Below are 24,719 nucleotides of genomic sequence, written 5' to 3' on the forward strand. Positions count from 1 at the left end.
TCGTCAGGGACGTTCCTGACTACTGAGGGTGAGTAACGGGGGTTGAACCCGCGACCTCCTGGACCACAACCAGGCGCTCTGCCAACTGAGCTATACCCACCATGTGTCTCCGCGGTGCATCCCGGGGCCGAGTGGCCTGCCGGGCTGTTCGTGGAAGGCAGCGGATACAAGTTTACACACTTTTCGGCGTGCTCCCGACCGCGGCGGCCGGTCGTCGCCGGACGCGGTCAGGACGCGATCGAACGGGCGATGCTCTTGCTGGTCGCGGAGTCGGGACCGGGGGAGGGCACGAAGACCGCCGACCGGTAGTAGCGCAGCTCCCTGATCGAGTCCTCGATGTCACCCAGGGCCCGGTGGCCGCCGGTCTTCGCCGGGGCCTGGAAATACGCACGGGTGTACCAGCGGCGCGCCAGTTCCTTGATGGTCGACACATCGATGACGCGGTAGTGCAGGTGGTCGACGACGAGCGGCATGTCCCGGACGAGGAAGTTCCGGTCGGTGCCGACCGAGTTGCCGGCCAGCTGGGCCTTGCGGGGCTCCGGCACCCACGCCTTGATGTACTCCAGGACCTGCCGCTCGGCGTCCTCCATGGTGATGCCGCCGTCGAGCTCCTCCAGAAGCCCCGACGTGGTGTGCATCGTCCGCACGAAGTCACCCATCTGGGCGAGGGCCTCGGCCGTGGGCTTGATCACGACGTCCACCCCGTCCCCGAGGACGTTGAGTTCGGAATCCGTGACAAGGACGGCGACCTCGATCAGGGCGTCGTGAACGAGGTCCAGTCCCGTCATCTCGCAGTCGATCCAGACGATGGGGTCATTCGATATCGGCATTCGACCAATGTACCGTCCGGCACCCCCGCTCCTGCGCCCGGCGCCGCGCGCTCCCCGGGTCCGGGGCGCGACCGGACCCGACACCTGACGCCGCGACGCCCGCCGGGTCCCGGTCCCGGCCCGATGCTAATATTCGAGGAGTTCGCTCAGGGCCGCGGGGAGATCCGGGAAGCCCTGCTGCTTCCGGCACGGCACCGCCCGCGGGCCTCCCGCCGTCGGGCCGTCACCGGTCTGGGGACAGGGGCGATCGACGCCGACTTCTGCTTGCCGACGATTGGATTTCCCCGATGCCCGCCCAGGTCCCGCTTCCCGACGTCGCGACGCAGCGGGGGCCCAATCGACCGAACATCGCGATCGTGCAGGGGTTCGTCGGCTCCCTCCTGATGTGGATGGGGTCGCTCGGCGTCGGCTGGCTGTCCCTCGCGTCGGCGGAACTCCGGCGGATCCCGCTCATCATCTGGCTGCGGTTCGAACCCGCCGGCGCCGTCCTCTCCGTGCTCCTCCTGGCGGTCGGCGGGATGCTCCTCGTCCGGTCGTGGCTGCGCCTGGGGCAGCGGCTGAACGGCTGGTCGGACGACACGAGGCCGTACCTGATGACGGCCATCATCGCGTGGACCATCCCGCTCGCCGCGGCGCTTCCACTGTTCAGCCGTGACGTCTTCGCGTACATCGCCCAGGGGCAGGTCATGGTGGCCGGGCTGAACCCCTATGTGGACGGGTACTCGCAGATCTCGAACTACCTGCAGATCGGCGCCGACGACCTCTGGGCGCAGAGCCCCACCCCCTACGGGCCCGTCTTCCTCTGGATCGAGGAGGGCATCGTGAGGATCACGGGCGGCAACCCGGACACCTCGATCATCCTGTTCCGGGTCGTGGCGCTCATCGGAGTGGCCCTGTGCGTCTACATCATCCCCAAGCTCGCGGCCCTGCACTCCATCAACGCGAACCGCGCGCTGTGGCTCAGCGCCGCCAACCCGCTGTTCCTCATCAACTTCGTGGCGGCCATCCACAACGATTCACTCATGATCGGCCTGGCCCTGGCGGGCCTCTACCTGGCCGCGACGAAGAGGCCCGTCCTGGGGATCCTCCTGATCACGCTCTCGATCGGGATCAAGCCGATCACCCTGATCTTCCTGCCCTTCGTCGGCCTCATGTGGGCGGGCCGGGGCGCTTCCTGGCCGCGCCGGTTCCTCTACTGGTTCCTCACCGCGGGCATGTCGCTCGGCATCCTCTGGATCATGGGGTACATCAACACCTTCGGGTTCGGCTGGGTCGGCGCGCTCAGCACGCCGGGCAGCGTCTGGATCTGGTACGCGCCGGTCGGTTTCATCGGGCTCGTGATCGCCTCGCTGGGCGACGCCCTCGGTCTGCCCGGCTGGGATCTCGCGGGCGCCTTCCACACCCTCGCCCGGGTGGCGTCGCTCGCGATCATCGCCCTCCAGATCTTCCGCGGCGACCACAGCCGGCTCGTCCGCCGGCTCGCCATCGCCTTCGCGGCCATCGTGGTGCTGGCGCCGATGATCCAGTCCTGGTACGTCGTCTGGCTGATCCCGCTGTTCGCGGTCACCGGGATCCGGGACGACTGGCAGGTGAAGTTCCTGTACTTCACGGTCGCGTTCTTCATGGTCTACGCCATCACGGACCAGCTCGACATCTTCCCCTACTTCGACTTCAGCCTTCTGATGGCACGGCAGATCGCGGCCGTCATCGCGCTCGGGTTCGCGCTGTATCTCGTGTTCCTCGATCGCAGCACGAAGGTCCTGTTCCTCCGGAAGTACCGGCCGTCAGCGCCCGGCCTGGCCTACTGACCGCGGAGCCCGGCATGCGGTGGCGGCCCGGAGCGGCGATACTGAACAGATGATGGAAACAGGAACGACGACGTACAACGGCGAGTTCGAGATCACCGACTGGGTTGCCGAGCCGTACTCGGAGCCCGGCAGCACGGGCGAACTCTCCCGCGTTCGGGCCTCGAAGGTCTTCGAGGGCGAGATCACCGGGACCAGCACCGCGGAACTGCTGATGGCAGGCAACGACGTCGGCGCAGGCTACGTCGCATCCGAGCAGTTCGTGGGCAGCATCGGGGACCGGACCGGTGCGATGACGGTCCAGCACTGGGGCGTCGCCGAGGGGGCGGATGCGGCGAGCTCGGGCCACATCATCCCGGGCTCCGGGACCGACGGGCTCCGCGGCATCGCCGGGAAGGCCATCTACTCCCAGGACCCCGACGGGCAGCACCGCCTGGAACTGAGGGTGAGCTTCCCCACCGAGCCCGAGACCGAGACCGAGTAGGCGCTCAGCGCGGGCCCCTGCGACGGCGGCCGGGCCGCCCGGGGCCGCCCATAGTAAACTGGGGGAACTGCCTCCGTAGCTCAGGGGATAGAGCAGGGGCCTTCTAATCCTCTGGTCGCAGGTTCGAATCCTGCCGGGGGCACAGCATCAGGGCCGGACGCCGAGCGTCCGGCCCTTCGCGTTGCCGGTCGGACGGCCCGCCCTGCGGGGACCGCGGAGCGGCGCTGCCCGGTCGTCCTGGGCCCGAGGGCGGCGGATCCGTCCGTCGCCCGGCACGGTGACGACAGTTGTCCACATAGCGTCGACCGCCCCCGCGGCGGTGGTTCTCCGCGCGAAGACTGGGAGGAGGCGGGCATCGGCCGCCGCCTACCGGGATCGACGGAAGGACAGATCATGACCGACATCATCACCGTGCGGGGCTACGTCGCCACGGACGTGCGGCTCACCTCTGCGCAGAGCGGCCTGGCGGTCGCCGGGTTCCGCATGTGTTCCACCGACCGCCGCTTCGACAAGGAGGCGAACGCGTGGGTGGACGGACACACGAACTGGTACTCGGTGTCCATGTTCCGCCAGCTCGCCACGAATGCAGGCGCCAGCCTGAAGAAGGGAGACCGCGTGATCGTCACCGGGCGGCTCAAGGTCCGCCCGTGGATCAACGCGGACGGCCGGACGGGCACGTCCGTGGACATCGACGCCGACACCGCCGGACACGACCTCATGTGGGGCACGGCGAACTTCAGGCGCACCACGGTCGACCGCGGCGAGGCGCAGGCCGGCGCCGGAACGGAGGATCCTGCGGACGGTGATCCGGCCGGGGACGACCTTCCCCCGGGTGTGGACGCCACCACGGGAGAGGTGTTCGGGACGGCCTCGGACCTCGAGGCGGAGGCGGGCGACGGTCCCGGCCCGGGCGAGGGCGTACCCGAGGGAAGCAGGGGCGGCGGCCACGAGGACCTGCGTCAGGAGGAGTCCGTGCCGTTCTGACCGCGGCCGGGCGGGGATCGATGGCAGGATGATCGGGTGACTGCTGCCCTGCCTCTCGACCGCCCCGGCGGAACGGTTCTGATGATCGCGGCGCTCGGCATCGGCCTGACCCTCGGCGTCACCTCGTGCACGGCCACGCCCGTCGTGCCGTCGGATCCGGCAGGTACCACCCCCACATCCCGAACGACGGCGGCCGGCGCGGCGCCGTCGTCGGACCGGGCGGAGGACGGCACGTCCGCGGTGCCCTCTCCGGCCACCGCCCCCGCCCCGCCGGAGGGGGACGCCCCGCGTATCGCGCGTGCCGTCGAGTCCGAGCTCACCGCCCTGGCCGACAGCGGGGAGGCCGTCACCAGCGACCGCGTCCGGACCGCCATCGGGGAGGGCTTCGCCGCTGCGGGCGCGAGCCCTGCATCCGTCGAGGTGTCCGTCGACACCACTCCCACCGGGCTGGACGTCGACGCGATCCAGGGCGCCGGCCTGATCGACGCGACCTGCATCTTCGGGGAGGTGCGGGAGGGCAGCGTCACGGTGGCGGTCCTTCCCGCGCTCGCCTCCGGCCTGTGCTTCGTGGGGGACCAGCGCTGACCGGGGCGGGCGGCTCCGACCGGGGGCCGGCGCTGATCCGGTGACCCGGCTTCGGTGACCCGGCCAGGCCGATGACCACCCGCCCGGACCCGGTCGAGTGGGAGATCGGTCCGGGCACCCACTAGCCTTGGTGGTATGGCGGAATTTATCTACACAATGAGCAAGGCCCGCAAGGCCGTTGGCGACAAAGTAATCCTCGACGACGTCAGCATGTCGTTCTTCCCGGGCGCGAAGATCGGCGTGGTGGGGCCGAACGGTGCGGGTAAGTCCACCATCCTGAAGATCATGGCGGGCCTGGACACGCCGTCGAACGGTGAGGCGCGCCTCAGCCCCGGGTACACGGTCGGCATCCTCCTGCAGGAGCCACCGCTGAACGAGGAGAAGACCGTGCTCGGCAACGTCCAGGAGGGCGTGGGCGAGATCTTCGGGAAGATCCAGCGGTTCAACGAGATCTCCGAGGAGATGGCGTCCCCGGACGCCGACTACGACACCCTCCTCGACGAGATGGGCAAGCTGCAGGAGGCCATCGACGCCGCCGACGCCTGGGACCTCGACTCCCAGCTCGAGCAGGCCATGGACGCCCTGCGCTGCCCGCCGCCCGAGGCCGACGTCCGCGTCCTCTCCGGTGGCGAGCGCCGCCGGGTGGCGCTCTGCAAGCTGCTGCTGCAGAAGCCGGACCTGCTCCTCCTCGACGAGCCCACCAACCACCTCGACGCCGAGAGCGTGCTCTGGCTGGAGCAGCACCTCAAGTCCTACGCGGGCGCCGTGCTCGCCGTCACCCACGACCGCTACTTCCTCGACCACGTCGCCGAATGGATCGCGGAGGTGGACCGCGGTCACCTGTACCCCTACGAGGGCAACTACTCCACCTACCTGGAGAAGAAGCGCGCGCGCCTCGAGGTGCAGGGCAAGAAGGACCAGAAGCTCTCGAAGCGCCTGACCGAGGAGCTCGAGTGGGTCCGCTCGAACGCCAAGGGCCGCCAGACGAAGTCCAAGGCACGCCTGAACCGGTACGAGGAGATGGCCGCGGAAGCCGAGCGCACCCGGAAGCTCGACTTCGAGGAGATCCAGATCCCGCCGGGCCCCCGGCTCGGCAGCCAGGTCATCGAGGCGCACGACCTGCGCAAGGGCTACGACGAGCGCATCCTCATCGACGGACTTTCCTTCTCGCTGCCGCGCAACGGCATCGTCGGTGTCATCGGCCCGAACGGTGTGGGCAAGACCACGCTGTTCAAGACCATCGTGGGCCTGGAGCCCCTCGACGGCGGCGAACTGCGGATCGGTGACTCGGTGAAGATCTCCTACGTGGACCAGTCCCGCGGCGGCATCGACCCGAACAAGAGCCTGTGGGAGGTCGTGTCCGACGGACTCGACTTCATCCAGGTGGGCCAGGTCGAGATGCCCTCGCGTGCGTACGTGTCGGCGTTCGGCTTCAAGGGCCCGGACCAGCAGAAGAAGGCCGGGGTCCTCTCCGGTGGTGAGCGGAACCGGCTGAACCTCGCGATGACCCTGAAGCAGGGCGGCAACCTGCTGCTCCTCGACGAACCGACCAACGACCTCGATGTCGAGACGCTCTCGAGCCTCGAGAACGCCCTGCTCGAGTTCCCGGGCTGCGCCGTCGTCGTCTCGCACGACCGGTGGTTCCTCGACCGGGTGGCCACCCACATCCTGTCCTACGAGGGCACCGAGGAGAATCCCGACCAGTGGTACTGGTTCGAGGGCAACTTCGACGCCTACGAGCAGAACAAGGTGGAGCGGCTCGGACCGGACGCCGCGAAACCGCACCGCGTCACGCACCGCCGCCTCACGCGCGACTAGCAGGGCGCGCACGGGCGCAGGCGGACATGGGAAGGGACACGGCGCACGCCGTGTCCCTTCTTCCGTCCGAGGACAGGAACGTCAGGCGGACGGGATCCTGACCATGCCCTCCTGGGCTACGCTCGCCACCAGCGCCCCGCTGCGGTCGTAGATGCGGCCGGCGGCGAGTCCGCGGGCGCCGGACGCGCTGGGGGAGCTCTGGACGTACAGCAGCCACTCGTCCACCCGCACGGGGCGGTGCCACCACATCGCATGGTCGAGGCTCGCCACATTCATGCCGGGCTGGATCCAGCTCAGGCCGTGGGGCCGCAGGATCGATTCGAGGAGCGTGTAGTCGCTGGCGTACGCGAGCGCGGCGCGGTGGACGTTCGGATCGTCGGGCATGGGCCCGAGGCTGCGCATCCAGACGGCGTTCCGGGGCTCCCGGGCCCCCTCGTTGGACAGGTACAGCGGTGCGTCCACGTGCCGGATGTCGAACGGGCGGTCGAAGGCCCACGCCTGCGCGACGGGATGGTCGAAGGCGCCGAGCAGTTCGGCCGTCGAGGGCAGGCTCTCGGGATCGGGCATGCCCGCCGGCATCGTGTCCTGGTGGGTGACGCCGTCGTCGGGCTCCTGGAACGAGGCGATCATGGACAGGATGGGCACGCCGTTCTGGTAGGCGTGGGTGCGGCGGGCGGAGAACGAGCGCCCGTCCCGCAGCCGCTGCACCCCGAACGTGATGGGCTGGTCGGCGTCGCCGGCCCGCAGGAAGTAGCCGTGCATGGAGTGGACCTCGCGCGACGGTTCGACGGTCCGCATCGCGGCGATCAGCGACTGCGCGAGCACCTGGCCGCCGAAGACCCGCCGGCCAGGCTGACGGGCAGAGCCACCGACGAAGATCTCCTCGTCCGTCTGCGCCCCCTCGGCACTGCTGAGATCGAGCAGGTCGAGGAGGGCCCGGGTGGGGTCCTTCGCCTGCGCTCCCTGCGCCGGTGCCTCTGATGCTGGCGCGTGTTCTGCCATGGTCGGGTGTCTCCTCGTGGGGCGGGGGCGGTGGAAGCAATCGCTCCCGGGCATCTACTGACAGTAGACGCCGCCCCATGAGCACTCAATACGGGCACGCGGGCACGGCCATGGTGTTCCTCACACCGGCCCCGCACACCACCGCGAATCGTCGGGCGGCGGCCCGGTTTGAGAGGATGGCGTCATGTCCCCGGTGCACACCTTCCCCCTCCAGCTGCGGTTCGGCGACGAGGATTCCTACGGCCACGTCAACAACGTCCGCTTCCTCCAGTTCCTCGAGGACGCGCGCCTGTCGCTGATGCACGAGCCACGCCCCGATGGTTCCTTCATGGAGCTGATCGACCCCGACCACTACACGCTCGTCGGCCGGCAGGAGATCGAGTACCGCTCGCCGCTGAGCGTGAGCATGGAGCCGGCCGCCGTGGACCTCTGGGTCACTGCCGTGGGCGGCTCCAGCTTCGAGCTCGGCTACACGGTGCGCGACCGCGTGGGGGCGCAGGGAAGCACCACGAGCGCGGTCGCCGCGACCACCATGGTCCTGGTGAGCCGCAGCACGGGTCGTCCGGTGCGCCTGTCCGACGTGCAGAAGACGATCCTCCGGTCCTGGCAGGGCCCGGACGTCCCCTTCCGCCGTTCCGGGCGGCGGGCATGACCTCCTCGTCCCTCCGCTTCGCGGACCCGCAGACCGTCGCCGACCTCCGGACCTTCACGGCGCGGGCGCGCGCCGGCGACGACGCGGGGATGCGGCTCGTGGGCGCGGGCCGGGTGCTCGCCGCGTACGTCTGCATCCTCCGCCCCACGGTGCTCGGCGAGGCCGTCCCCACCGTGCTGGGGCTCAGGACCATGGCGCTGGACGAGGAGGCCGACGTCGACACCACGGTCGCGCTCGGCTCGGTCCTGGACCGGCTCGCGCGCATGCCGGAGGGTGACGTCGTGTTCCCCGTCCCGACCGTGACGGTGGCCGAGAACTGGGCCGGTGTCCTCCCTCCCCGATCGGAGTGGGCCGCGGCCGGGTCCGTCGCGGCGGAGGTCCTCGACCGGGCGGCGCATCAGGGCATCGCGGAGGTGGCGGGCAGTCTGCCCGATCGCGCGGGCGCGCCCCTGGTGAGCAGCGCGAGGATCGCCGCGTGGGGTCGTCCTCTGGACGGTGTGCCCGGTGCCGTCCCGGCCGGCGCGGCCTTCGGTGCGTTCAGCCTCGGCTTCCTCGAGGCCGGGACGTCGGCCACCGTCCACACGAACGGGCGCTGGTCCCGGATCAGCACGGCGCGCGGCCACGTCCTCGTGCGGGCCGCCGCCGTCCTCTGACGGGACGTCAGTCGGCGGCGTTCACCATCGAGTGCGCGGCGCGCTCGAGGTAGTCCCACAGGGTCGCCTCGTGCAGGGGAGCGAGGTCCAGCGTGTCCACGGCGGAGCGCATGTGCAGGAGCCACCGGTCGCGTGCCTGCGGCCCTACCCGGAACGGCATGTGCCGCATGCGGAGCCTCGGGTGGCCGCGCTGCTCCCCGTAGGTCTTCGGTCCGCCCCAGTACTGCTCGAGGAACATCAGCAGGCGTTCCTTGGCGGGACCGAGATCCTGTTCCGGGTACATGGGACGCAGCACGTCGTCCTCCGCCACACCGTCGTAGAAGGCGTCGACCAGCCGCACGAACGTGGGGTGGCCTCCCACCGCCTCGTAGAAGTTGTCGGTGTACTGCGGCTGGGTGAAGCCCTGGCCTGCGGCGACGAGCCGTTCCACGGGCAGGGCGGCCCGGCCCTCGGGGGGAGGCGTCGCGTCCGGTACCTGCTGCGGGTCCTGCGTGCTCATGGCTGCTCCTGGGCGAGGGGTTGTGCCGGGGCGGGTTCGGCCGGCGGTGCCACGTAGTCACCCTGCGACCGGTTGCCCACCTTGGTGATGTCCCCGTTCCGCACGTACCAGATGGCGCCGTGCTCGTCGACCATGCGCGTGATGCGCAGCCCGAGGGACTGGACCACTCCGACGGTGTCTCCCACCTCGATGGTGTCGCCGATGCCGTACTGGTCCTCGATCGTGATGAAGAACCCGAGGAAGGCGTCCCGGATCACCTCGCGGGCGCCGAAACCGATGGCGATGCCGACGATCCCCACGCTCGCCAGGATGGGACCGATGTTGAAGCCGAGGGTGTCGATCGCCATGAGGCCGGCGATGATCGCGATGGTCAGGGCCGCCACGCTCGAGAGCAGGCCGCCGATCGTCTCCGCGCGCTGGACGCGGCGGGCGCTGTCGAAGGGGCGCAGCGCGGGCTGGGCCCATTTGAAGTGCGGCTTCTTGAACACGCTGTAGCCGCTCTGGACGCGCTTGACCGAGCGGCGGATCAGGGCGCGGCTCACGAGCCAGAGGATCAGGGCGCCGATCAGGATGACCAGCGCGCCGAGGACCTGGGCGCCGTACCCGAGGGAGTCGAGGAATGTCATGGGAATCGCTTTCGTGCGGGCGTCCGGGGGTCCGCCGCTGGGCGCGGTAGGCGCAGGGATGCCTTAACAGGCTACCGCGGGGCCGGGGCGGTCCCGTCTCCTCAGGCCTCGCCCGCGCCGGAGGTCGGCTCGTGGTGGACCGGGAAGTTCAGGGACCGGGCGATGAAGCACACGCGGTTCGCCTCCGCGTGCAGGGAGTCGGCGAGGGCGGACTGGGCGGCGTCCTGCAGTTCGACGACGGGGTGCAGCACGATGCCCGTGAACTCCCCGCTGCCGTCCCGGTTCAGGCGCATGGTGCCCGTCGCCGTGTCGCGGTACCCGGTGACGACGACGCCGGACTTCACCGCGACGTGCAGGTAGGAGAGCATGTGGCACTGTGCGACGGCGATCAGCAGCAGCTGCTCGGGGTTCCAGCGGTCCTTCACCCCGTGGAAGGTGGGATCCGCCGTGCCGGGGAGGAGGCCCGGTCCGTCCGCCTCCACCTCGTGGTCGCGGCTGTAGGCGCGGTATCCGGAGGTGCCGGTGCCGAGGTTCCCGGTCCAGCGGACACGCGCCGCGTAGGAGTGTTCCTGCAGGTTCATGGGACGACCCTAGCGCCGGTTTGCCGGCGGCGGCAGTAGGGGCCGGGCGGGGAAGAGGATCCTCCTCCCCGCCCGGCAGCGCCTACCGGTCGGCGGCCTGCGCCTTCAGGGCGCGGACGACGCCGTCGCGGCTCTCCAGCACCAGTCGCCGGAGGGACGGGGACTCCTCGCCGAGGGACGCCAGGAAGGCGTCCGTGCGGTCCAGGGTGTCCTGCGTGGTCAGGAGCGAGGGATAGAGTCCCACGATGATCTGCTGGGCGATCTCGTGCGTTCGGGTCGCCCAGACGTCCCGGATCGAGGCGAAGTACCGATCCACGAAGGGCTCCAGGAGCGAGCGGTCATGGACGCGCGTGAAGCCGCCGATCATGGACCGCTGCGCGGCGTTCGGCAGGTCGGCCGAGTCCACGAGCGCCGCCCACGCGGCCTCCTTCGCCTCGGCCGTCGGGACTGCGGCCCTGGCCGCGGCCGCCGCGAGCTCGCCGGTCGCCGTCGAGTCCTTCGCGAGTTCCGCGTCGATGTCCTGCGACCCGGCGCGCCCGCCGACCACGAGGCTGGTGAGCAGCTCCCACCGCAGGTCCTGGTCCACGGCGAGCCCCTCGGGCACGCGCTCGCCGGAGAGCAGGGCTGCGACGGCGTCCAGCTGGGGTGCGGTGCGCGCGTGGGCGGAGAACGCCTTCGTGAACTGCAGCTGGGCGTCGGACCCGGCGTCGGCGGCGAGGGCGAGGTCCAGCAGGCTGTCCGCCGCGGCGTCGCTCATCGGCTCGCGGTCCTCCGGGCGGACGTAGAACGCGAGGGTGGAGGCGAGCTGCCGGAGCAGCACGAGCACCACGGACGAGTCCGTCTCCGCACCGATGTTCTGCAGTACGAGTTCCACGTAGTCGCGGGCCGGGGTCTCGCCGTCGCGGGCCGCGTCCCAGGCGGAGGCGAGGACGAGCGTGCGGGGGAGGGAATCCCGGAAGTCCCTGACGTGGCGGACGGAGGTGCGCAGCGAGGCCGGGTCGAGGCGGATCTTCGCGTAGGCGAGGTCGTCGTCGTTCAGGAGCACGAGGGCGGGCCGGCTGCGGCCCACGAGGTCCGGGACCTCCGTGCGCTCGCCGTCGACGTCGAGCTCGAGCCGGTGCACGCGGACGAGGGCGCCGTCGTCGTCGAGGTCGTAGAACCCGACGGCGAGGCGGTGCGGCCGGATGGTCGGGAAGGCCTCGACTGCGCTCTGGAGGATCGCGAACGAGGTGATCGTGCCGTCCTCGTCGGTGGTGAACTCGGGGCGGAGGGTGTTGACGCCGGCGGTCTCGAGCCAGAGGGCGGACCACGCCTTCAGGTCACGGCCGCTGGCGGCCTCGAGCTCGGACAGCAGGTCCGCCAGCTCCGTGTTCTTCCAGGAGTGCTTCGCGAAGTACTGGCGGACGCCCTGCATGAACTGCTCCTGGCCCACCCAGGCCACCAGCTGCTTGAGCACGGACGCGCCCTTCGCGTAGGTGATGCCGTCGAAGTTGACCTGGACGTCCTCGAGGTCGTTGATCCGGGCGACGATGGGGTGCGTGGAGGGCAGCTGGTCCTGGCGGTAGGCCCAGCCCTTCTCGAGCATCGCGAACGTGGTCCACGCCTGCTCGAACTCCGTGGCCTCCGCGGCCGCAAGGGTGGACATGAACTCGGCGAAGGACTCGTTCAGCCAGAGGTCGTTCCACCAGCGCATGGTCACGAGGTCGCCGAACCACATGTGGGCCAGTTCGTGGAGGACGGTGATGGCGCGCCGCTCGACCGTCGCGTCCGGCACACGGGAGCGGAACACGTAGGTCTCGACGAAGGTGACGGCGCCCGCGTTCTCCATCGCACCGGCGTTGAACTCGGGCACGAACAGCTGGTCGTACTTGGCGAACGGGTAGGGCGTGCCGAACTGCTCCTCGTAGAACGCGAAGCCCTGGCGGGTCAGGGCGAAGATGTTCTCCGCGTCCAGGTACTGCATGAGGGACTTGCGGGCGAACACCCCGAGCGGGATGGTGCGGCCGTCCGAGCTCGTCAGTTCGCTGCGCACCGACTGGTAGGGGCCGGCGATCAGCGCGGTCACGTAGGAGGACATGACCGGCGTGGGCTCGAAGGTCCAGGTTGAGGTGGCGCCGCCGTCGGCGTCGGACCCGGCCTGGACGGGCTCCGGCGTCGCGGTGTTCGAGATGACGTCCCAGTGCGAGGGGGCGGTGACCGAGAAGCGGAACGTCGACTTCAGGTCCGGCTGCTCGAAGACGGCGAACACGCGGCGGGAGTCCGGGACCTCGAACTGGGTGTAGAGGTAGACCTCCCCGTCCACGGGGTCGGTGAACCGGTGGAGGCCCTCCCCGGTGTTCATGTAGAGCATGTCGGCCTCGACGACGAGGACGTTGCTCGCGGCCAGCACGGGAAGCTGGATGCGGGCGCCGTCGGCGACGTCCGCCGGGTCCAGCGCGACGCCGTTGAGCTCTACCCGGTGCACGGCGTCCGTGACGGCGTCGATGAAGGTCGAGGCGCCCTGCCGTGCGTCGAACGAGACCACCGTCGTCGAGCGGAACACGCGCTCGCCGCGCGTCAGATCGAGCGTGACCTCGTAGGAGTGGACGGTGAGCAGATCGGCGCGCGTACGTGCTTCGTCGCGCGTCAGGTTCAGACCGGGCAAGGATCGCCTCCAGGGTGGGAATACGGGTACGCCGCGTGGAACGGGTGGTACGCGGGGGTTCGATTCTCCCACTCTGCCCGGCGGCGGCGCGCACGTCGACCCCTCCGGGTCCGCGGTCTAGGCTGGAAGCGTCCCGTCCTCCTGCGCGGACACGTCCCGCAGCCCCCGTCGCCCCCTTCCCGGCGCCCTCGAAAAGGAACCGATCATCATGCGCGTCCACCTCGCCACCGACCACGCCGGCATGGAGCTGAGCGCCCACCTGCTCGCGCACCTGACCGCCGCAGGCCACGACGTCGTCGACCACGGCCCGGCCTCCTACGACCCGGAGGACGACTACCCCTCCTTCTGCATCGACGCCGCGCAGGCCGTCATGGCGGACCGGGCAGCAGGCACCGAAGCCCTGGGGATCGTGCTCGGCGGCTCCGGGAACGGGGAGCAGATCGCCGCGAACAAGGTACGCGGCATCCGGGCCGCGCTCGCCTGGAGCCTCGACACCGCACGCCTGGCCCGTCAGCACAACGATGCGAACGTCGTCGCGGTCGGCGGGCGGCAGCATTCCGTGGCTGAGGCGACCGCGATCATCGAGGCGTTCCTCGCCGAGCCGTTCAGCGGGGCCGAGCGGCACAGCCGCAGGATCGCGCAGGTGGCACGGTTCGAGGAAACGGGCCGCGTTGCCTGAGGGCCATTCGGTCCACCGGCTCGCCCGGCAGTTCGGCTCCGTCTTCACCGGTGAGGCACTCGCCGTCTCGAGCCCACAGGGGCGGTTCGCCGCCGGGGCCGCGCAGCTCGACGGCGCCACGCTGCTCAGCGCGCTCGCGCACGGCAAGCAGCTCTTCCTCCGCTTCGACAACCGGAAGGTCCTGCGCGTCCACCTCGGGCTCTACGGTGCGTGGACCTTCGGCGGTGACGAGACGTTCCGCGGGGCCTCGAGCATCGGGGCGCCCCGCCGGGTGGGGGAGTCGGAGCAGCCCTCCGACGACGGCGCAGCGCCGGGCTACGCCGGCCCGCCCGCGCCCGTGGGCGCCGTCCGTGTCCGCCTCGTCTCGGCCCACGGCTGGGCGGACCTCCGGGGACCCACCGCCTGCGAGGTGATCACCGCGGCGGAGGAGACCGCAGCCCGCGCGAAACTCGGACCCGACCCCCTCCAGCCGCGGTCGGACGGGACGGTGTTCGCGCGGAAGCTGACGTCCAGTGTCACCCCCGTGGGCACCCAGCTCATGAATCAGGCGGTGATCGCCGGGATCGGCAACATCTACCGTGCCGAGGTGCTGTTCCTGCAGGGCATCAACCCATGGCGACCGGGCCGGCAGGTCCGCGACGACGAGGCCGCCGGTCTCTGGGCGGACACGGTGCGGCTCATGAAGGACGGCGTCCGCGACGGCCGCATCGTCACCACGACGCCGGAGGCACGCAACGGCCGGCCGAAACGCTCCGCCCCGCACTACGTCTACAAGCGCACGGGTCAGCCGTGCCGCCGCTGCGAGACTCCGATCCTCACCGCGGTGATGGCCGCCCGGAACGTCTACTGGTGCCCTCGGTGCCAGGAGGCTTAAAACCGAAAGCCCGGACCACGGGCCCGGGCAGAGAGGGGATGACGGGAATCGAACCCGCGTAATCAGTTTGGAAGACTGAGGCTTTACCATTAAGCTACATCCCCGGAAGGGCGCCTTCCGGAGCCCCTTGGAACGCCTACAACTACATCACAGCCGCAGCGCTATCGCCAAACGTGCGAGGTCGCCGTAAAGGTGCGTAGACTGACACTCGCACTTACGGGGTGTAGCTCAGCTTGGTAGAGCGCCTGCTTTGGGAGCAGGAAGTCGCAGGTTCAACTCCTGTCACCCCGACTCTGTTGTGTGATGAGGAAAGTGCCTCCGCTGCAGAACCAATCCCAATCATCTCAGGAGTCCTACGCTGTGAAGAGCGCTGTTGAAACCCTTTCCCCCACCCGGGTGAAGCTGACCGTCGAGGTCCCTTTCGAGGAACTGAAGCCCAGCATCGACGAGGCCTACAAGACCATCGCAACCCAGGTGCAGGTTCCAGGATTCCGCAAGGGCAAGGTCCCGCAGCAGCTCATCGACCAGCGCGTGGGTCGCGGCTACGTCATCGAGACCGCGATCAACGACGGCCTCAACGGCTTCTACCAGAGCGCCGTGCAGGAGACGGGGATCCGTCCCCTCAGCCGCCCCGAAGTCGAGATCACCGAGGTCCCCGACCCCGCGAAGAAGGACGGCCAGCTCACGTTCAGCGTCGAACTGGACGTCCGCCCCGAGATCGAGCTCCCCGACTACAAGGGCATCGACGTCACCGTCGAGGCCGTCGAGGCGTCCGACGAGGACATCCAGAAGGCCATGGACGAGCTGCGCGGCCGGTTCGGCACCCTGACCGCCGTCGACCGTCCCGCCCAGGACGGGGACTTCCTCACCATCGACCTGACCGCGTCGGTCGGCGACGACGAGGTCGACTCCGCCCAGGACCTGTCCTACCAGATCGGTTCGGGCACCATGCTCGAGGGCATGGACGAGGCCGTCACCGGGCTGTCCACCGACGAGGACGCGACCTTCGAGACCAAGCTGGCAGGCGGTGAGCACGCCGGTGCCGACGCCCAGGTCAAGGTCGTCGTCAAGGCCGTGAAGGAGCGCGAGCTCCCCGAGGTCGACGACGAGTTCGCCCAGCTGGCGTCGGAGTTCGACACCGCCGAGGAGCTGCGCGCCGACCTGGCGAAGCAGGCCTCCGAGTCCAAGCTCATGGATCAGGGCGTCGAGGCGCGCGACAAGGTCCTCGACAAGCTCGTGGAGCTCGTCGCCGTGCCGGTCCCCGAGAGCGTCATCGACGAGCAGCTGGAGCAGCACTTCAACGGCGAGAACGCCCACAGCGCCGGTGAGGACCACGACACCGAGGAGCACCGCGCAGAGATCCGCACCAACACGGAGCGCGCCTTCCAGAACGAGGTCATCCTCGACGCCGTCGCGGAGAAGGAAGAGGTCGGCGTCAGCCAGGCCGAACTCATCGACTACATCGTCTCGACCGCCGGCCAGTACGGCATGGAGCCGAACCAGTTCGCCCAGATGCTCGACCAGAGCGGCCAGGTCCCGATGATCGTCGGAGAGGTGCGCCGCCGCAAGGCCCTCGCCAAGGTCCTCGAGTACGCGAACGTCACCGACGCCAACGGTGCCACCGTCGACCTCAGCGAGTTCGTCCGCCCCGCCGGCGACGACGCCGAGACCATCAGCGCGGACGAGCTCGAGGCAGAGCAGGACGCCCAGGCGACCGAGACTGCCGCTGACGCACCCGAGGCCGTAGAGACCTCCGAGGCCGTAGAGACCGCCGAGACCTCCGAGGTCGTCGAACCGGAAGCCGCCACGTCGGAAGCCGTCGAGGCCGAGGACGCCGCAGCCCAGACGGACGAAGCGCCGAAGAAGGCTGCCAAGAAGGCTCCCGCGAAGAAGGCAGCGGCCAAGAAGCCCGCTGCGAAGAAGGCGGCCTCCGAGTAGCCGGCTTTCCAGACAGCGGTGCCGCGGCCTTCGGGCGGCGGCACCGCTGCTTGTTTAAGCCCTCGGAAACGGCCGTAAGCACGCGGTGAACGTACCCTCGAGCGACGACGGCGCCACCGTGCGCCGTCAGCGAACAGTTCCCGGCGCGGGAGCAAATCGTCGGGCCAGCGGGTTAGTGTCCAAGGAGAGACAAACGGACGGGTCGGCCGAAGCGGCGACGGCCCGCCAGAGTGAGAGGTCAATCGAATGGCAACCGAACCAAGCACGCCCAGCATGGCCGGCCCCGAGATGGGCGGTCGTGACGACTACATCTACAACAGGCTCCTCAAGGAGCGCATCATCTGGCTCGGTTCCGAGGTTCGCGACGACAACGCCAACGCCATCTGCTCGCAGCTCCTGCTGCTGTCGGCCGAGGACCCCGAGCGCGACATCTTCCTCTACATCAACTCGCCCGGCGGGTCGGTGACCGCCGGCATGGCGATCTACGACACCATGCAGTTCATCCCCAACGACGTCGTCACCGTGGCCACCGGCCTCGCCGCGTCCATGGGCCAGTTCCTGCTCTCCTCGGGCACCAAGGGCAAGCGTTACGCGACGCCCCACGCGCGCATCCTCATGCACCAGCCCTCCGGCGGCATCGGCGGTACCGCGACGGACATCCGCATCCAGGCCGAGCTGATCCTGCACATGAAGCGGGTCATGGCCGAGCTCACCGCGGAGCAGACCGGCCAGACCGTCGAGAAGATCCTGAAGGACAACGACCGCGACAAGTGGTTCACGGCCCAGGAGGCCCTCGAGTACGGGTTCTTCGACCACATCTCGGCGCACTCGGGCTCGGTGGCCGGCGGCGGCGGAACCGACCAGGACTCCTAGTCCGCGCCCAGTCCCTCCCTTTCCCAGTCGTCCTACAGGAGACACCATGAACCACGAATTCCAGGCAGCAGCGGGATCGACGGCGCAGAACCTGCCGACCAGCCGCTACATCCTTCCCCAGTTCGAAGAGCGCACGCCCTACGGCTTCAAGCGCCAGGATCCCTACACCAAGCTGTTCGAGGATCGCATCATCTTCCTCGGCACCCAGGTGGACGACGCCTCGGCGGACGACGTGATGGCCCAGCTGCTCGTCCTCGAGTCCACGGACCCCGAGCGCGACATCACCCTGTACATCAACTCGCCCGGCGGCTCGTTCACGGCCATGACGGCGATCTACGACACGATGCAGTTCATCCGGCCCGAGGTGCAGACGGTCTGCCTCGGCCAGGCCGCCAGCGCCGCAGCGGTCCTCCTGGCCGCGGGGGCACCCGGCAAGCGGCTGGCCCTGCCGAACGCCCGTGTGCTCATCCACCAGCCCGCCCTCTCCGGCGGACAGGGCGGGCAGGCCTCCGACCTGGAGATCCAGGCCAACGAGGTCATGCGCATGCGTACCTGGCTCGAGGACACGCTGGCCCTGCACTCGGGACGCAGCTCGGAACAGGTCAACCTCGACATCGAGCGCGACAAGATTCTCACCGCGGCCGACGCCGTCGAGTACGGACTGGTCGACGAGGTCCTGACCTCGCGCAAGATCACCCCGCCGAAGATCAACACCCCGTAGCAGGACGGCGGCGGGCCCCCGGGATCCGCCGCCCGATCCGCTTTCCGCCCGTGGTGCCGTACGGCACCACGGGCCTTTTGATACTGGCTCCCACAGCCGGGTGGCCTAGAGTGGTCATAGCAATCGCGATATACCTAAGGGGATTGAACCATGGCTCGCATTGGTGAGAGCACGGATCTGCTCAAGTGCTCTTTCTGTGGGAAGAGCCAGAAGCAGGTCCGGAAACTGATCGCCGGCCCCGGTGTGTACATCTGTGACGAGTGCATCGATCTGTGCAACGAGATCATCGAGGAGGAGCTGTCCGAGGTCGCCGACCTGGGGACGTTCGAGCTCCCGAAGCCCCGCGAGATCTTCGACTTCCTGCAGGAGTACGTCGTCGGCCAGGAGCCTGCGAAGCGCTCCCTCGCCGTCGCCGTCTACAACCACTACAAGCGCATTCAGTCAGGCAACGGCCCCCGGGCGGCCGGCACGCTGGCCGACGCCGTCGAGGCCGAGGACGTCGAGATCGCGAAGTCCAACATCCTGCTGATCGGGCCCACCGGGTGCGGCAAGACCTACCTCGCGCAGACCCTCGCCCGTCGTCTGAACGTGCCGTTCGCCGTCGCGGACGCCACGGCCCTCACCGAGGCCGGGTACGTCGGTGAGGACGTCGAGAACATCCTGCTCAAGCTCATCCAGGCGGCCGACTACGACGTCAAGAAGGCCGAGCAGGGCATCATCTACATCGACGAGATCGACAAGATCTCCCGCAAGAGCGAGAACCCCTCCATCACGCGCGACGTCTCGGGCGAGGGCGTGCAGCAGGCCCTGCTGAAGATCCTGGAGGGTACCGTGGCCTCCGTCCCGCCTCAGGGCGGGCGCAAGCACCCCCACCAGGAATTCATCCAGATCGACACCACGAACGTGCTCTTCATCGTCGCCGGCGCCTTCGCCGGTCTCGAGGAGATCATCGGATCGCGTGCCGGGCGCAAGGGCATCGGCTTCGGCGCACCCCTGAGCTCCCTCAAGAACGAGGAGGCGGGCTACGGGGACGTCATGCCGGAGGACCTGCTGAAGTTCGGTCTGATCCCGGAGTTCATCGGCCGGCTGCCCGTCATCACCACCGTCACGCACCTCGACCGGCCCGCGCTCATGCAGATCCTGACCGCCCCGAAGAACGCCCTGGTGAAGCAGTACCAGAAGATGTTCCTACTCGACGGCGTCGAACTCGTCCTCGAGCCGAAGGCCCTCGAGGCCATCGCCGACCTCGCCCTGGACCGGGGGACCGGCGCGCGGGGACTCCGGGCCATCATGGAGGAAGTCCTCCTCCCGGTCATGTTCGATCTCCCGAGCCGCGAGGACATCGCCACGGTGGTCATCACCGACGACGTCGTGGGCAAGCGCGCCGAACCCACCCTCATCTCGCACGAGGTGGCCTCGAAGCGCCGCAACAAGTCGGCCTGACACCCTCCTGCGGGCATCAGGGGGCCGCGGCCACCGCGGCGTCGAGGTCGGCCACCGGGTACGACGGCGGGTGCACCGCCGCCATCTCCTCGAGCACCCGCACCACCTGGCAGCTGTATCCGAACTCGTTGTCGTACCAGACGTACAGGACGAGGTAGGCGCCCTCGGCGATGGTCGCGAGCCCGTCGACGATACCCGTGCGCCGCGACCCGACGAAGTCCGTCGAGACCACCTCCGGGCTGTCGATGTAGTCCACCTGCTTGCGCATGCCCGAGTGCAGGGACATCTCCCGGAGGTACGTGTTGACCTCCTCCTTCGTGGTCCCGTGCTCGAGGGTCAGGTTGAGGATCGCGATCGAGACGTCCGGGGTGGGCACGCGGATGGAACTCCCGGTCAGCTTGCCGGCCAGTTCGGGCAGGGCCTTCGCCACCGCCGTCGCCGCGCCGGTCTCGGTGAGGACCATGTTGAGCGCCGCCGAGCGGCCCCGCCGGTCCCCGCGGTGGAAGTTGTCGATCAGGTTCTGGTCGTTGGTGAAGGAGTGGACGGTCTCCACGTGCCCGTGGACCACACCGAAGCGGTCGTTGACCGCCTTGAGGACGGGCGTGATCGCGTTGGTGGTGCAGGACGCCGCGGTGATGATGCGGTCGGTGTCCTCGATGGCGTGGTGGTTGATGCCGTGCACGATGTTCTTCAGGGACCCCTTGCCGGGCGCGGTCAGCAGGACCTTGGCCACCCCGCGGCTCTTCAGGTGCTGGGACAGGCCCTCGGCGTCGCGCCACCGGCCGGTGTTGTCGACGACGATCGCGTCGTGGATGCCGTAGGCCTCGTAGTCGATGGACGCCGGGTCGTCGGAGTAGATCACCTGGATGCGGATGCCGTTGGCGGTGATGGTGTTCGAGGCCTCGTCCACCTGGATGGTCCCCTCGAAGGAACCGTGGACCGAATCGCGGCGCAGCAGGCTCGCGCGCTTGGCGAGGTCGTTGTCCGAGCCCCGGCGGACGACGACGGCCCGCAGCCTCAGCCCGTGGCCGCCCCCGGCCTTCTCGATGAGGAGCCGGGCCACGAGGCGCCCGATCCGGCCGAAACCGTACAGGACGACGTCGGTGCTCGTGCGCTCGTCGCGCCCGCCCTGGCCCACGATGTCGGCGAGTTCGGCGCGCACGAACTCCTCGAGCGTGCGGCCGTCCCCGGCCCGGTCGTAGGCGAAGCGGAGGCGCCCGATGTCGATCGCGGCCGCCCCGAGATCCAGGTCGGCGAGCAGCTGCAGCAGGGGGGCGGTGTCCTCGAGGCGCAACTCCTCGGTGGTGATGCGGCGGGCGAAACGGTGCGCCTTGAGGATGTTCATCGTCGACTTGTTGATCAGGCTGCGCCCGTGGATGCTGGTGACGACGTTATTGTCCCGGTACAGCCGCCCGATGAGCGGGATCATCGCCTCGGCGAGGGCCTCGCGTTCGAGCCAGGTGTCGTGGGTCTCGGTCCGGTGGTGCTGCACAGCGGCGTCCCTTTCGGCACCGGGGTCACCGGTGCGAGCTCATCCAGCCCGATGGCGACGCAGGAGTAGCGCCAGGCATCGTCGACTGGTCGTGTCCTCTCATTAGACCGCCTCCTGCGGGCCCGCACCAATTCCGCCGGAATAGGAGGCTCCCGGCGCGGGTTGCACCGGGAAAGGCCCCAGGCCTCACCGACCCCCGAAGGAGCATCCCGCATGACTGCGTCCACGACCCCCGAGAAGGCCGATTTCTGGTTCGACCCCCTGTGTCCCTTCGCCTGGATCACTTCCCGCTGGATGGGCGAGGTGGAGCAGGTCCGCGACATCTCGGTCGCCTGGCACGTCATGAGCCTCTCCGTCCTCAACGAGGGGCGCGACCTCCCCGAGGACTACCAGGCCCTGATGCAGAAGGGGTGGGGGCCGGTGCGCGTGATCATCGCCGCGGCCGAACTGCACGGGGACGAGTACATCAAGAAGCTGTACGACGCCATGGGCACCCGGATCCACATCGGGCAGAACCGGGACTTCGACGTCGTCATCCGGGAAGCGCTGGAGGAGGTCGGCCTGCCGGCCGAGCTCGCCGCCCACGCGCACACCGACGAGTACGACGCCCAGCTGCGCGCGTCCCACAAGGACGGCATCGACCGCGTGGGCGACGAGGTGGGTACGCCGGTCGTGGCCTTCAACGGGACGGCGTTCTTCGGTCCGGTGCTCACCCGGATCCCGCGCGGCGAGGAAGCCGGACGGATCTTCGACGGTGCCGTTCTGATGTCCGAGTTCCCCGGCTTCTTCGAACTCAAGCGCTCACGCACGGAGAGCCCGCAGTTCGACTAGGACCATGACGGCCCGGACGCTACTCCGCGGGCTGCGGCACCAGGTCGACGTCAGAGACGCTGAGCGCGCCGTCCCCCTCGACCACCTCGAGCTCGCGGGCGTTCCCGGCCGCGAGGAGATCGGCCAGACCGGCACGGATCTGCCCGGCCTGGGCGGCGGACGCCGTGACGACGGCGCGCTCCACCTCGGTGCGCTGCTTCACCTTGGCCTCGGATTTGGCCTTGCGGATGCCCCCGAGGGCCAGGGCCACGGACGTGAGGACACCGGCGTCGGCCGTGTCCGGCAGCCCCGTGAGCGCGTCGGCGGCCGGCCAGGCGGCCTGGTGGACCGATCCCGCGCGCCACCAGCTCCAGACCTCTTCGGTGGCGAACGGCAGGAACGGCGCGAACAGGCGCAACAGGGCGTCCAGCGTCGTCGCGAGCGCGGCCTGGACCGACTGGGTTCCCGCGTCGCCGGGATCTCCGTAGGCGCGGTCCTTGACTAGCTCGACGTAGTCGTCCGTGAACGTCCAGAAGAAGGACTCCGTGAGCTGCAGGGCGCGCGCGTAGTCGTACTTCTCGAAGGCGGCCGTGGCCTGCTCGGTCACCGTGCGGAGCTGCGCGAGCAGGGAGGTGTCCAGCGCGTTCGAGACGCGGTCCAGTGCCCCGGAGCCGATGGACGCCTCCGTGACCCCGAGGTTGAGGACGAACTTCGAGGCGTTGAGCAGCTTGATCGCCAGGCGCCGACCGATCTTCATCTGGTTCACCTCGTACGCGGTGTCCGCGCCGAGCTTCGCCGACGCGGCCCAGTAGCGCACCGCGTCCGCGCCGAACTGTTCGAGGACGTCCGTGGGGACCACGACGTTGCCCTTGGACTTCGACATCTTCTTGCGGTCGGGGTCGAGGATCCAGCCGGAGAGCGCCGCATGCTTCCACGGCACCGAGTCCTGCAGGGCGTCGGCGCGGACCGCCGTCGAGAAGAGCCAGGTGCGGATGATGTCGTGCCCCTGCGGGCGCAGGTCGAAGGGGAACACCTTCCCGAAGAGGTCCTCGTCGCGCGCCCACCCGCCCACGATCTGCGGGGTCAGGGACGACGTCGCCCAGGTGTCCAGCACGTCGTTGTCACCGATGAAGCCGCCGGGCTGGTTGCGGGCGGACTCGTCGAAGCCCGGTGCCGGGTCGGCGGCGGGATCGACGGGCAGGGACTCCAGCGCGGGGATGATCGGGTCCTCGTACTCCGGCTCGCCGTCGGCGTCCAGGCGGTACCAGACGGGCACCGGGACGCCGAAGAAGCGCTGGCGGGAGACGAGCCAGTCACCGTTCAGCCCCTCGATCCAGTTCTCGTAGCGGGAGCGCATGAAGGAGGGGTGGAAGTCGATCTCGCGCCCCCTCCGGATCAGGGCGTCCCGCTTGGCGGCGTCGCGCCCACCGTTGCGGATGTACCACTGGCGGCTGGTCACGACCTCGAGGGGCTTGTCGCCCTTCTCGTAGAAGTTGACCGGGTGCATGATCTTCTTCGGCTCGCCCTCGAGGTCCCCGCTCTCGCGGAGCATGGCGACGACGGCCTCCTTGGCGCTGAAGATCGTCTTGCCGGCCACCTGTCCGTAGTTCTCGCGCGCCCGTTCCGTGGCGATCCACTCGGGTGCCTCGGCGCGGAGGCGGCCGTCGCGGCCGACGACGGCGCGGGTCGGCAGCTGCAGTTCACGCCACCAGGTGACATCGGTCAGGTCGCCGAACGTGCAGATCATGGCGATACCGCTGCCCTTGTCGGGCTTCGCCAGCGGGTGAGCCTTGATCTCGACCTCGACGTCGAACAGCGGGCTGGTGACGGTGGTGCCGAAGAGCGGCTTGTAGCGCTCGTCATCGGGGTGCGCCACCAGTGCGACACATGCCGGCAGCAGTTCAGGGCGTGTGGTCTCGATGTGGATCTGCGTGCCGTCCGGGGCATGGAAGGCGATGCGGTGGTAGGCGCCGGGCTGCTCGCGGTCCTCGAGCTCGGCCTGCGCGACGGCGGTGCGGAACGTGACGTCCCACAGGGTGGGCGCTTCGGCCAGGTAGGCGTCCCCGGCCTTCAGGTTCTCCAGGAAGGCGCGCTGCGAGACGGCGCGCGAGGTGTCGTCGATGGTCCGGTAGGTCAGGTCCCAGTCGACCGAGAGGCCCAGGGTGCTGAAGAGGTTCTCGAAGACCAACTCGTCCTCGACGGCCAGTTCCTCGCAGAGTTCGATGAAGTTCTTCCGCGACACTGCGTCGAAGTCCCGCTGGTTCTTCGCCGGCTCGGCGGGAGGCCGGTAGTCGGCGTCGTAGGGAACCGACGGGTCGCAGCGGACCCCGTAGTAGTTCTGGACGCGGCGCTCGGTGGGCAGCCCGTTGTCGTCCCAGCCCATCGGGTAGAAGACGTTGGCGCCGCGCATGCGCTTGAAGCGCGCCATGACGTCGGTCTGCGTGTAGGAGAACATGTGCCCCACATGCAGCGATCCGGAGGCGGTGGGCGGCGGAGTGTCGATCGAGTAGACGTCCTCGCGCGTCGTGTCCCTGTTGAAGGCGTAGGTGCCGTCCTCGCGCCACTGGCGGGACAGTCGCTCCTCGAGGCCCTCGAGCACGGGCTTGTCGGGGACGGAAACGGGCTGGGGGGAGGGCGTGTCTGTGCCCTGGGTGGTATCGGCCATTCCTCCATTGTTCCCTACCGTCCGCGCACTCCGGCACGACGGCGATGCCAGCGCCCGATCC

The 24,719-nt window shown here is 69.3% G+C and carries 22 protein-coding genes and 4 tRNA genes; 16 read left to right on the forward strand and 10 right to left on the reverse strand.

Features of this window, described 5'->3' with window-relative positions; all coding sequences use genetic code 11:
- Nucleotides 1-27 precede the first annotated feature (27 nt).
- Both ACSGDB_RS08190 and orn read right to left on the reverse strand, forming a co-directional pair.
- Nucleotides 28-100: transfer RNA gene (locus ACSGDB_RS08190), tRNA-His, on the reverse strand.
- 127 nt (nt 101-227) lie between these two features.
- Complete coding sequence (orn, locus tag ACSGDB_RS08195) at nt 228-830, reverse strand: oligoribonuclease (protein ID WP_434994063.1); 603 nt, start codon at nt 828-830, stop codon at nt 228-230.
- 287 nt (nt 831-1,117) lie between these two features.
- Between orn and mptB the strand changes: the two genes are divergently transcribed.
- The 6 genes from mptB (at nt 1,118) to ettA (ending at nt 6,506) form a co-directional block, all read left to right on the forward strand.
- Complete coding sequence (gene mptB / locus ACSGDB_RS08200) at nt 1,118-2,638, forward strand: polyprenol phosphomannose-dependent alpha 1,6 mannosyltransferase MptB (RefSeq protein WP_434994064.1); 1,521 nt, start codon at nt 1,118-1,120, stop codon at nt 2,636-2,638.
- Between the two features lie 49 nt (nt 2,639-2,687).
- Complete coding sequence (locus ACSGDB_RS08205) at nt 2,688-3,119, forward strand: DUF3224 domain-containing protein (RefSeq protein WP_434994065.1); 432 nt, start codon at nt 2,688-2,690, stop codon at nt 3,117-3,119.
- 69 nt (nt 3,120-3,188) lie between these two features.
- Nucleotides 3,189-3,261: transfer RNA gene (locus tag ACSGDB_RS08210), tRNA-Arg, on the forward strand.
- Between the two features lie 251 nt (nt 3,262-3,512).
- Nucleotides 3,513-4,103 (forward strand): single-stranded DNA-binding protein, encoded by a 591-nt coding sequence (ssb, locus tag ACSGDB_RS08215; RefSeq protein WP_434994066.1) that lies wholly within the window; start codon nt 3,513-3,515, stop codon nt 4,101-4,103.
- Nucleotides 4,104-4,139: 36 nt separating this feature from the next.
- The gene (locus ACSGDB_RS08220) at nt 4,140-4,688 is read left to right on the forward strand and encodes a DUF6993 domain-containing protein (RefSeq protein ID WP_434994067.1); all 549 of its coding nucleotides are present in this window, start codon (nt 4,140-4,142) and stop codon (nt 4,686-4,688) included.
- A 135-nt stretch (nt 4,689-4,823) separates the two neighbouring features.
- Nucleotides 4,824-6,506 (forward strand): energy-dependent translational throttle protein EttA, encoded by a 1,683-nt coding sequence (gene ettA / locus ACSGDB_RS08225; protein WP_434994068.1) that lies wholly within the window; start codon nt 4,824-4,826, stop codon nt 6,504-6,506.
- A gap of 81 nt (nt 6,507-6,587) precedes the next feature.
- On the opposite strand, the gene ACSGDB_RS08230 is transcribed toward ettA, so the two are convergent.
- Nucleotides 6,588-7,508, reverse strand: a complete 921-nt coding sequence (locus ACSGDB_RS08230; RefSeq protein WP_434994069.1) for an acyl-CoA thioesterase — start codon at nt 7,506-7,508, stop codon at nt 6,588-6,590.
- Nucleotides 7,509-7,692: 184 nt separating this feature from the next.
- Between ACSGDB_RS08230 and ACSGDB_RS08235 the strand changes: the two genes are divergently transcribed.
- Nucleotides 7,693-8,160, forward strand: coding sequence for an acyl-CoA thioesterase (locus ACSGDB_RS08235; protein ID WP_434994070.1), 468 nt, complete (start codon nt 7,693-7,695; stop codon nt 8,158-8,160).
- Nucleotides 8,157-8,813: a hypothetical protein gene (locus ACSGDB_RS08240; RefSeq protein ID WP_434994071.1), complete on the forward strand. Its 657-nt coding sequence runs from the start codon at nt 8,157-8,159 to the stop codon at nt 8,811-8,813. Before ACSGDB_RS08235 ends, ACSGDB_RS08240 begins: the two co-directional genes overlap by 4 nt.
- Before the next feature lie 7 nt (nt 8,814-8,820).
- On the opposite strand, the gene ACSGDB_RS08245 is transcribed toward ACSGDB_RS08240, so the two are convergent.
- The 4 genes from ACSGDB_RS08245 to pepN form a co-directional block, all read right to left on the reverse strand.
- On the reverse strand, nt 8,821-9,312 hold the full coding sequence (locus ACSGDB_RS08245; protein WP_434994072.1) for a globin: 492 nt from the start codon (nt 9,310-9,312) through the stop codon (nt 8,821-8,823).
- On the reverse strand, nt 9,309-9,938 hold the full coding sequence (locus tag ACSGDB_RS08250) for a mechanosensitive ion channel family protein (protein ID WP_434994073.1): 630 nt from the start codon (nt 9,936-9,938) through the stop codon (nt 9,309-9,311). The genes ACSGDB_RS08245 and ACSGDB_RS08250 overlap by 4 nt, the downstream gene beginning before the upstream one ends.
- A 101-nt stretch (nt 9,939-10,039) precedes the next feature.
- Nucleotides 10,040-10,519, reverse strand: coding sequence for an OsmC family protein (locus ACSGDB_RS08255; protein ID WP_434994074.1), 480 nt, complete (start codon nt 10,517-10,519; stop codon nt 10,040-10,042).
- Between the two features lie 82 nt (nt 10,520-10,601).
- Nucleotides 10,602-13,154 (reverse strand): aminopeptidase N, encoded by a 2,553-nt coding sequence (gene pepN / locus ACSGDB_RS08260; protein WP_434994174.1) that lies wholly within the window; start codon nt 13,152-13,154, stop codon nt 10,602-10,604.
- 217 nt (nt 13,155-13,371) lie between these two features.
- On the opposite strand from pepN, the gene ACSGDB_RS08265 reads away from it, so the two are divergent.
- Nucleotides 13,372-13,842 carry a ribose-5-phosphate isomerase gene (locus ACSGDB_RS08265; RefSeq protein WP_434994075.1) on the forward strand — a complete coding sequence of 157 codons (471 nt, stop codon included), beginning with the start codon at nt 13,372-13,374 and terminating at the stop codon, nt 13,840-13,842.
- Entirely contained in the window at nt 13,835-14,716 is an 882-nt protein-coding gene (locus tag ACSGDB_RS08270) for an Fpg/Nei family DNA glycosylase (RefSeq protein WP_434994076.1), read from the forward strand. Before ACSGDB_RS08265 ends, ACSGDB_RS08270 begins: the two co-directional genes overlap by 8 nt.
- Nucleotides 14,717-14,749: 33 nt before the next feature.
- Here ACSGDB_RS08270 and ACSGDB_RS08275 read toward each other — a convergent pair.
- Nucleotides 14,750-14,820: transfer RNA gene (locus ACSGDB_RS08275), tRNA-Gly, on the reverse strand.
- 113 nt (nt 14,821-14,933) lie between these two features.
- Here ACSGDB_RS08275 and ACSGDB_RS08280 point away from each other — a divergent pair.
- The 5 genes from ACSGDB_RS08280 to clpX all read left to right on the forward strand — a co-directional run bounded on the left by ACSGDB_RS08280 (nt 14,934) and on the right by clpX (nt 19,691).
- Nucleotides 14,934-15,007, forward strand: a tRNA-Pro gene (locus ACSGDB_RS08280).
- Between the two features lie 69 nt (nt 15,008-15,076).
- Complete coding sequence (gene tig, locus ACSGDB_RS08285) at nt 15,077-16,654, forward strand: trigger factor (RefSeq protein ID WP_434994077.1); 1,578 nt, start codon at nt 15,077-15,079, stop codon at nt 16,652-16,654.
- A 246-nt stretch (nt 16,655-16,900) separates the two neighbouring features.
- Entirely contained in the window at nt 16,901-17,527 is a 627-nt protein-coding gene (locus ACSGDB_RS08290; protein ID WP_434994078.1) for an ATP-dependent Clp protease proteolytic subunit, read from the forward strand.
- Between the two features lie 46 nt (nt 17,528-17,573).
- Complete coding sequence (locus ACSGDB_RS08295; RefSeq protein ID WP_434994079.1) at nt 17,574-18,248, forward strand: ATP-dependent Clp protease proteolytic subunit; 675 nt, start codon at nt 17,574-17,576, stop codon at nt 18,246-18,248.
- Between the two features lie 150 nt (nt 18,249-18,398).
- Complete coding sequence (gene clpX, locus ACSGDB_RS08300) at nt 18,399-19,691, forward strand: ATP-dependent Clp protease ATP-binding subunit ClpX (protein ID WP_434994080.1); 1,293 nt, start codon at nt 18,399-18,401, stop codon at nt 19,689-19,691.
- Between the two features lie 16 nt (nt 19,692-19,707).
- Here clpX and ACSGDB_RS08305 read toward each other — a convergent pair whose 3' ends face one another.
- Complete coding sequence (locus ACSGDB_RS08305) at nt 19,708-21,183, reverse strand: glyceraldehyde-3-phosphate dehydrogenase (protein ID WP_434994081.1); 1,476 nt, start codon at nt 21,181-21,183, stop codon at nt 19,708-19,710.
- A 213-nt stretch (nt 21,184-21,396) separates the two neighbouring features.
- On the opposite strand from ACSGDB_RS08305, the gene ACSGDB_RS08310 reads away from it, so the two are divergent.
- Nucleotides 21,397-22,014: a mycothiol-dependent nitroreductase Rv2466c family protein gene (locus ACSGDB_RS08310; RefSeq protein WP_434994082.1), complete on the forward strand. Its 618-nt coding sequence runs from the start codon at nt 21,397-21,399 to the stop codon at nt 22,012-22,014.
- Nucleotides 22,015-22,033: 19 nt separating this feature from the next.
- Here the strand turns inward: ACSGDB_RS08310 and valS are convergent, their stop codons facing one another.
- Complete coding sequence (gene valS / locus ACSGDB_RS08315) at nt 22,034-24,658, reverse strand: valine--tRNA ligase (protein ID WP_434994083.1); 2,625 nt, start codon at nt 24,656-24,658, stop codon at nt 22,034-22,036.
- Between the last annotated feature and the right edge of the window lie 61 nt (nt 24,659-24,719).

The organism is Arthrobacter sp. Ld5 (assembly GCF_051172775.1).
Taxonomy (GTDB): Bacteria; Actinomycetota; Actinomycetes; order Actinomycetales; family Micrococcaceae; genus Arthrobacter_D.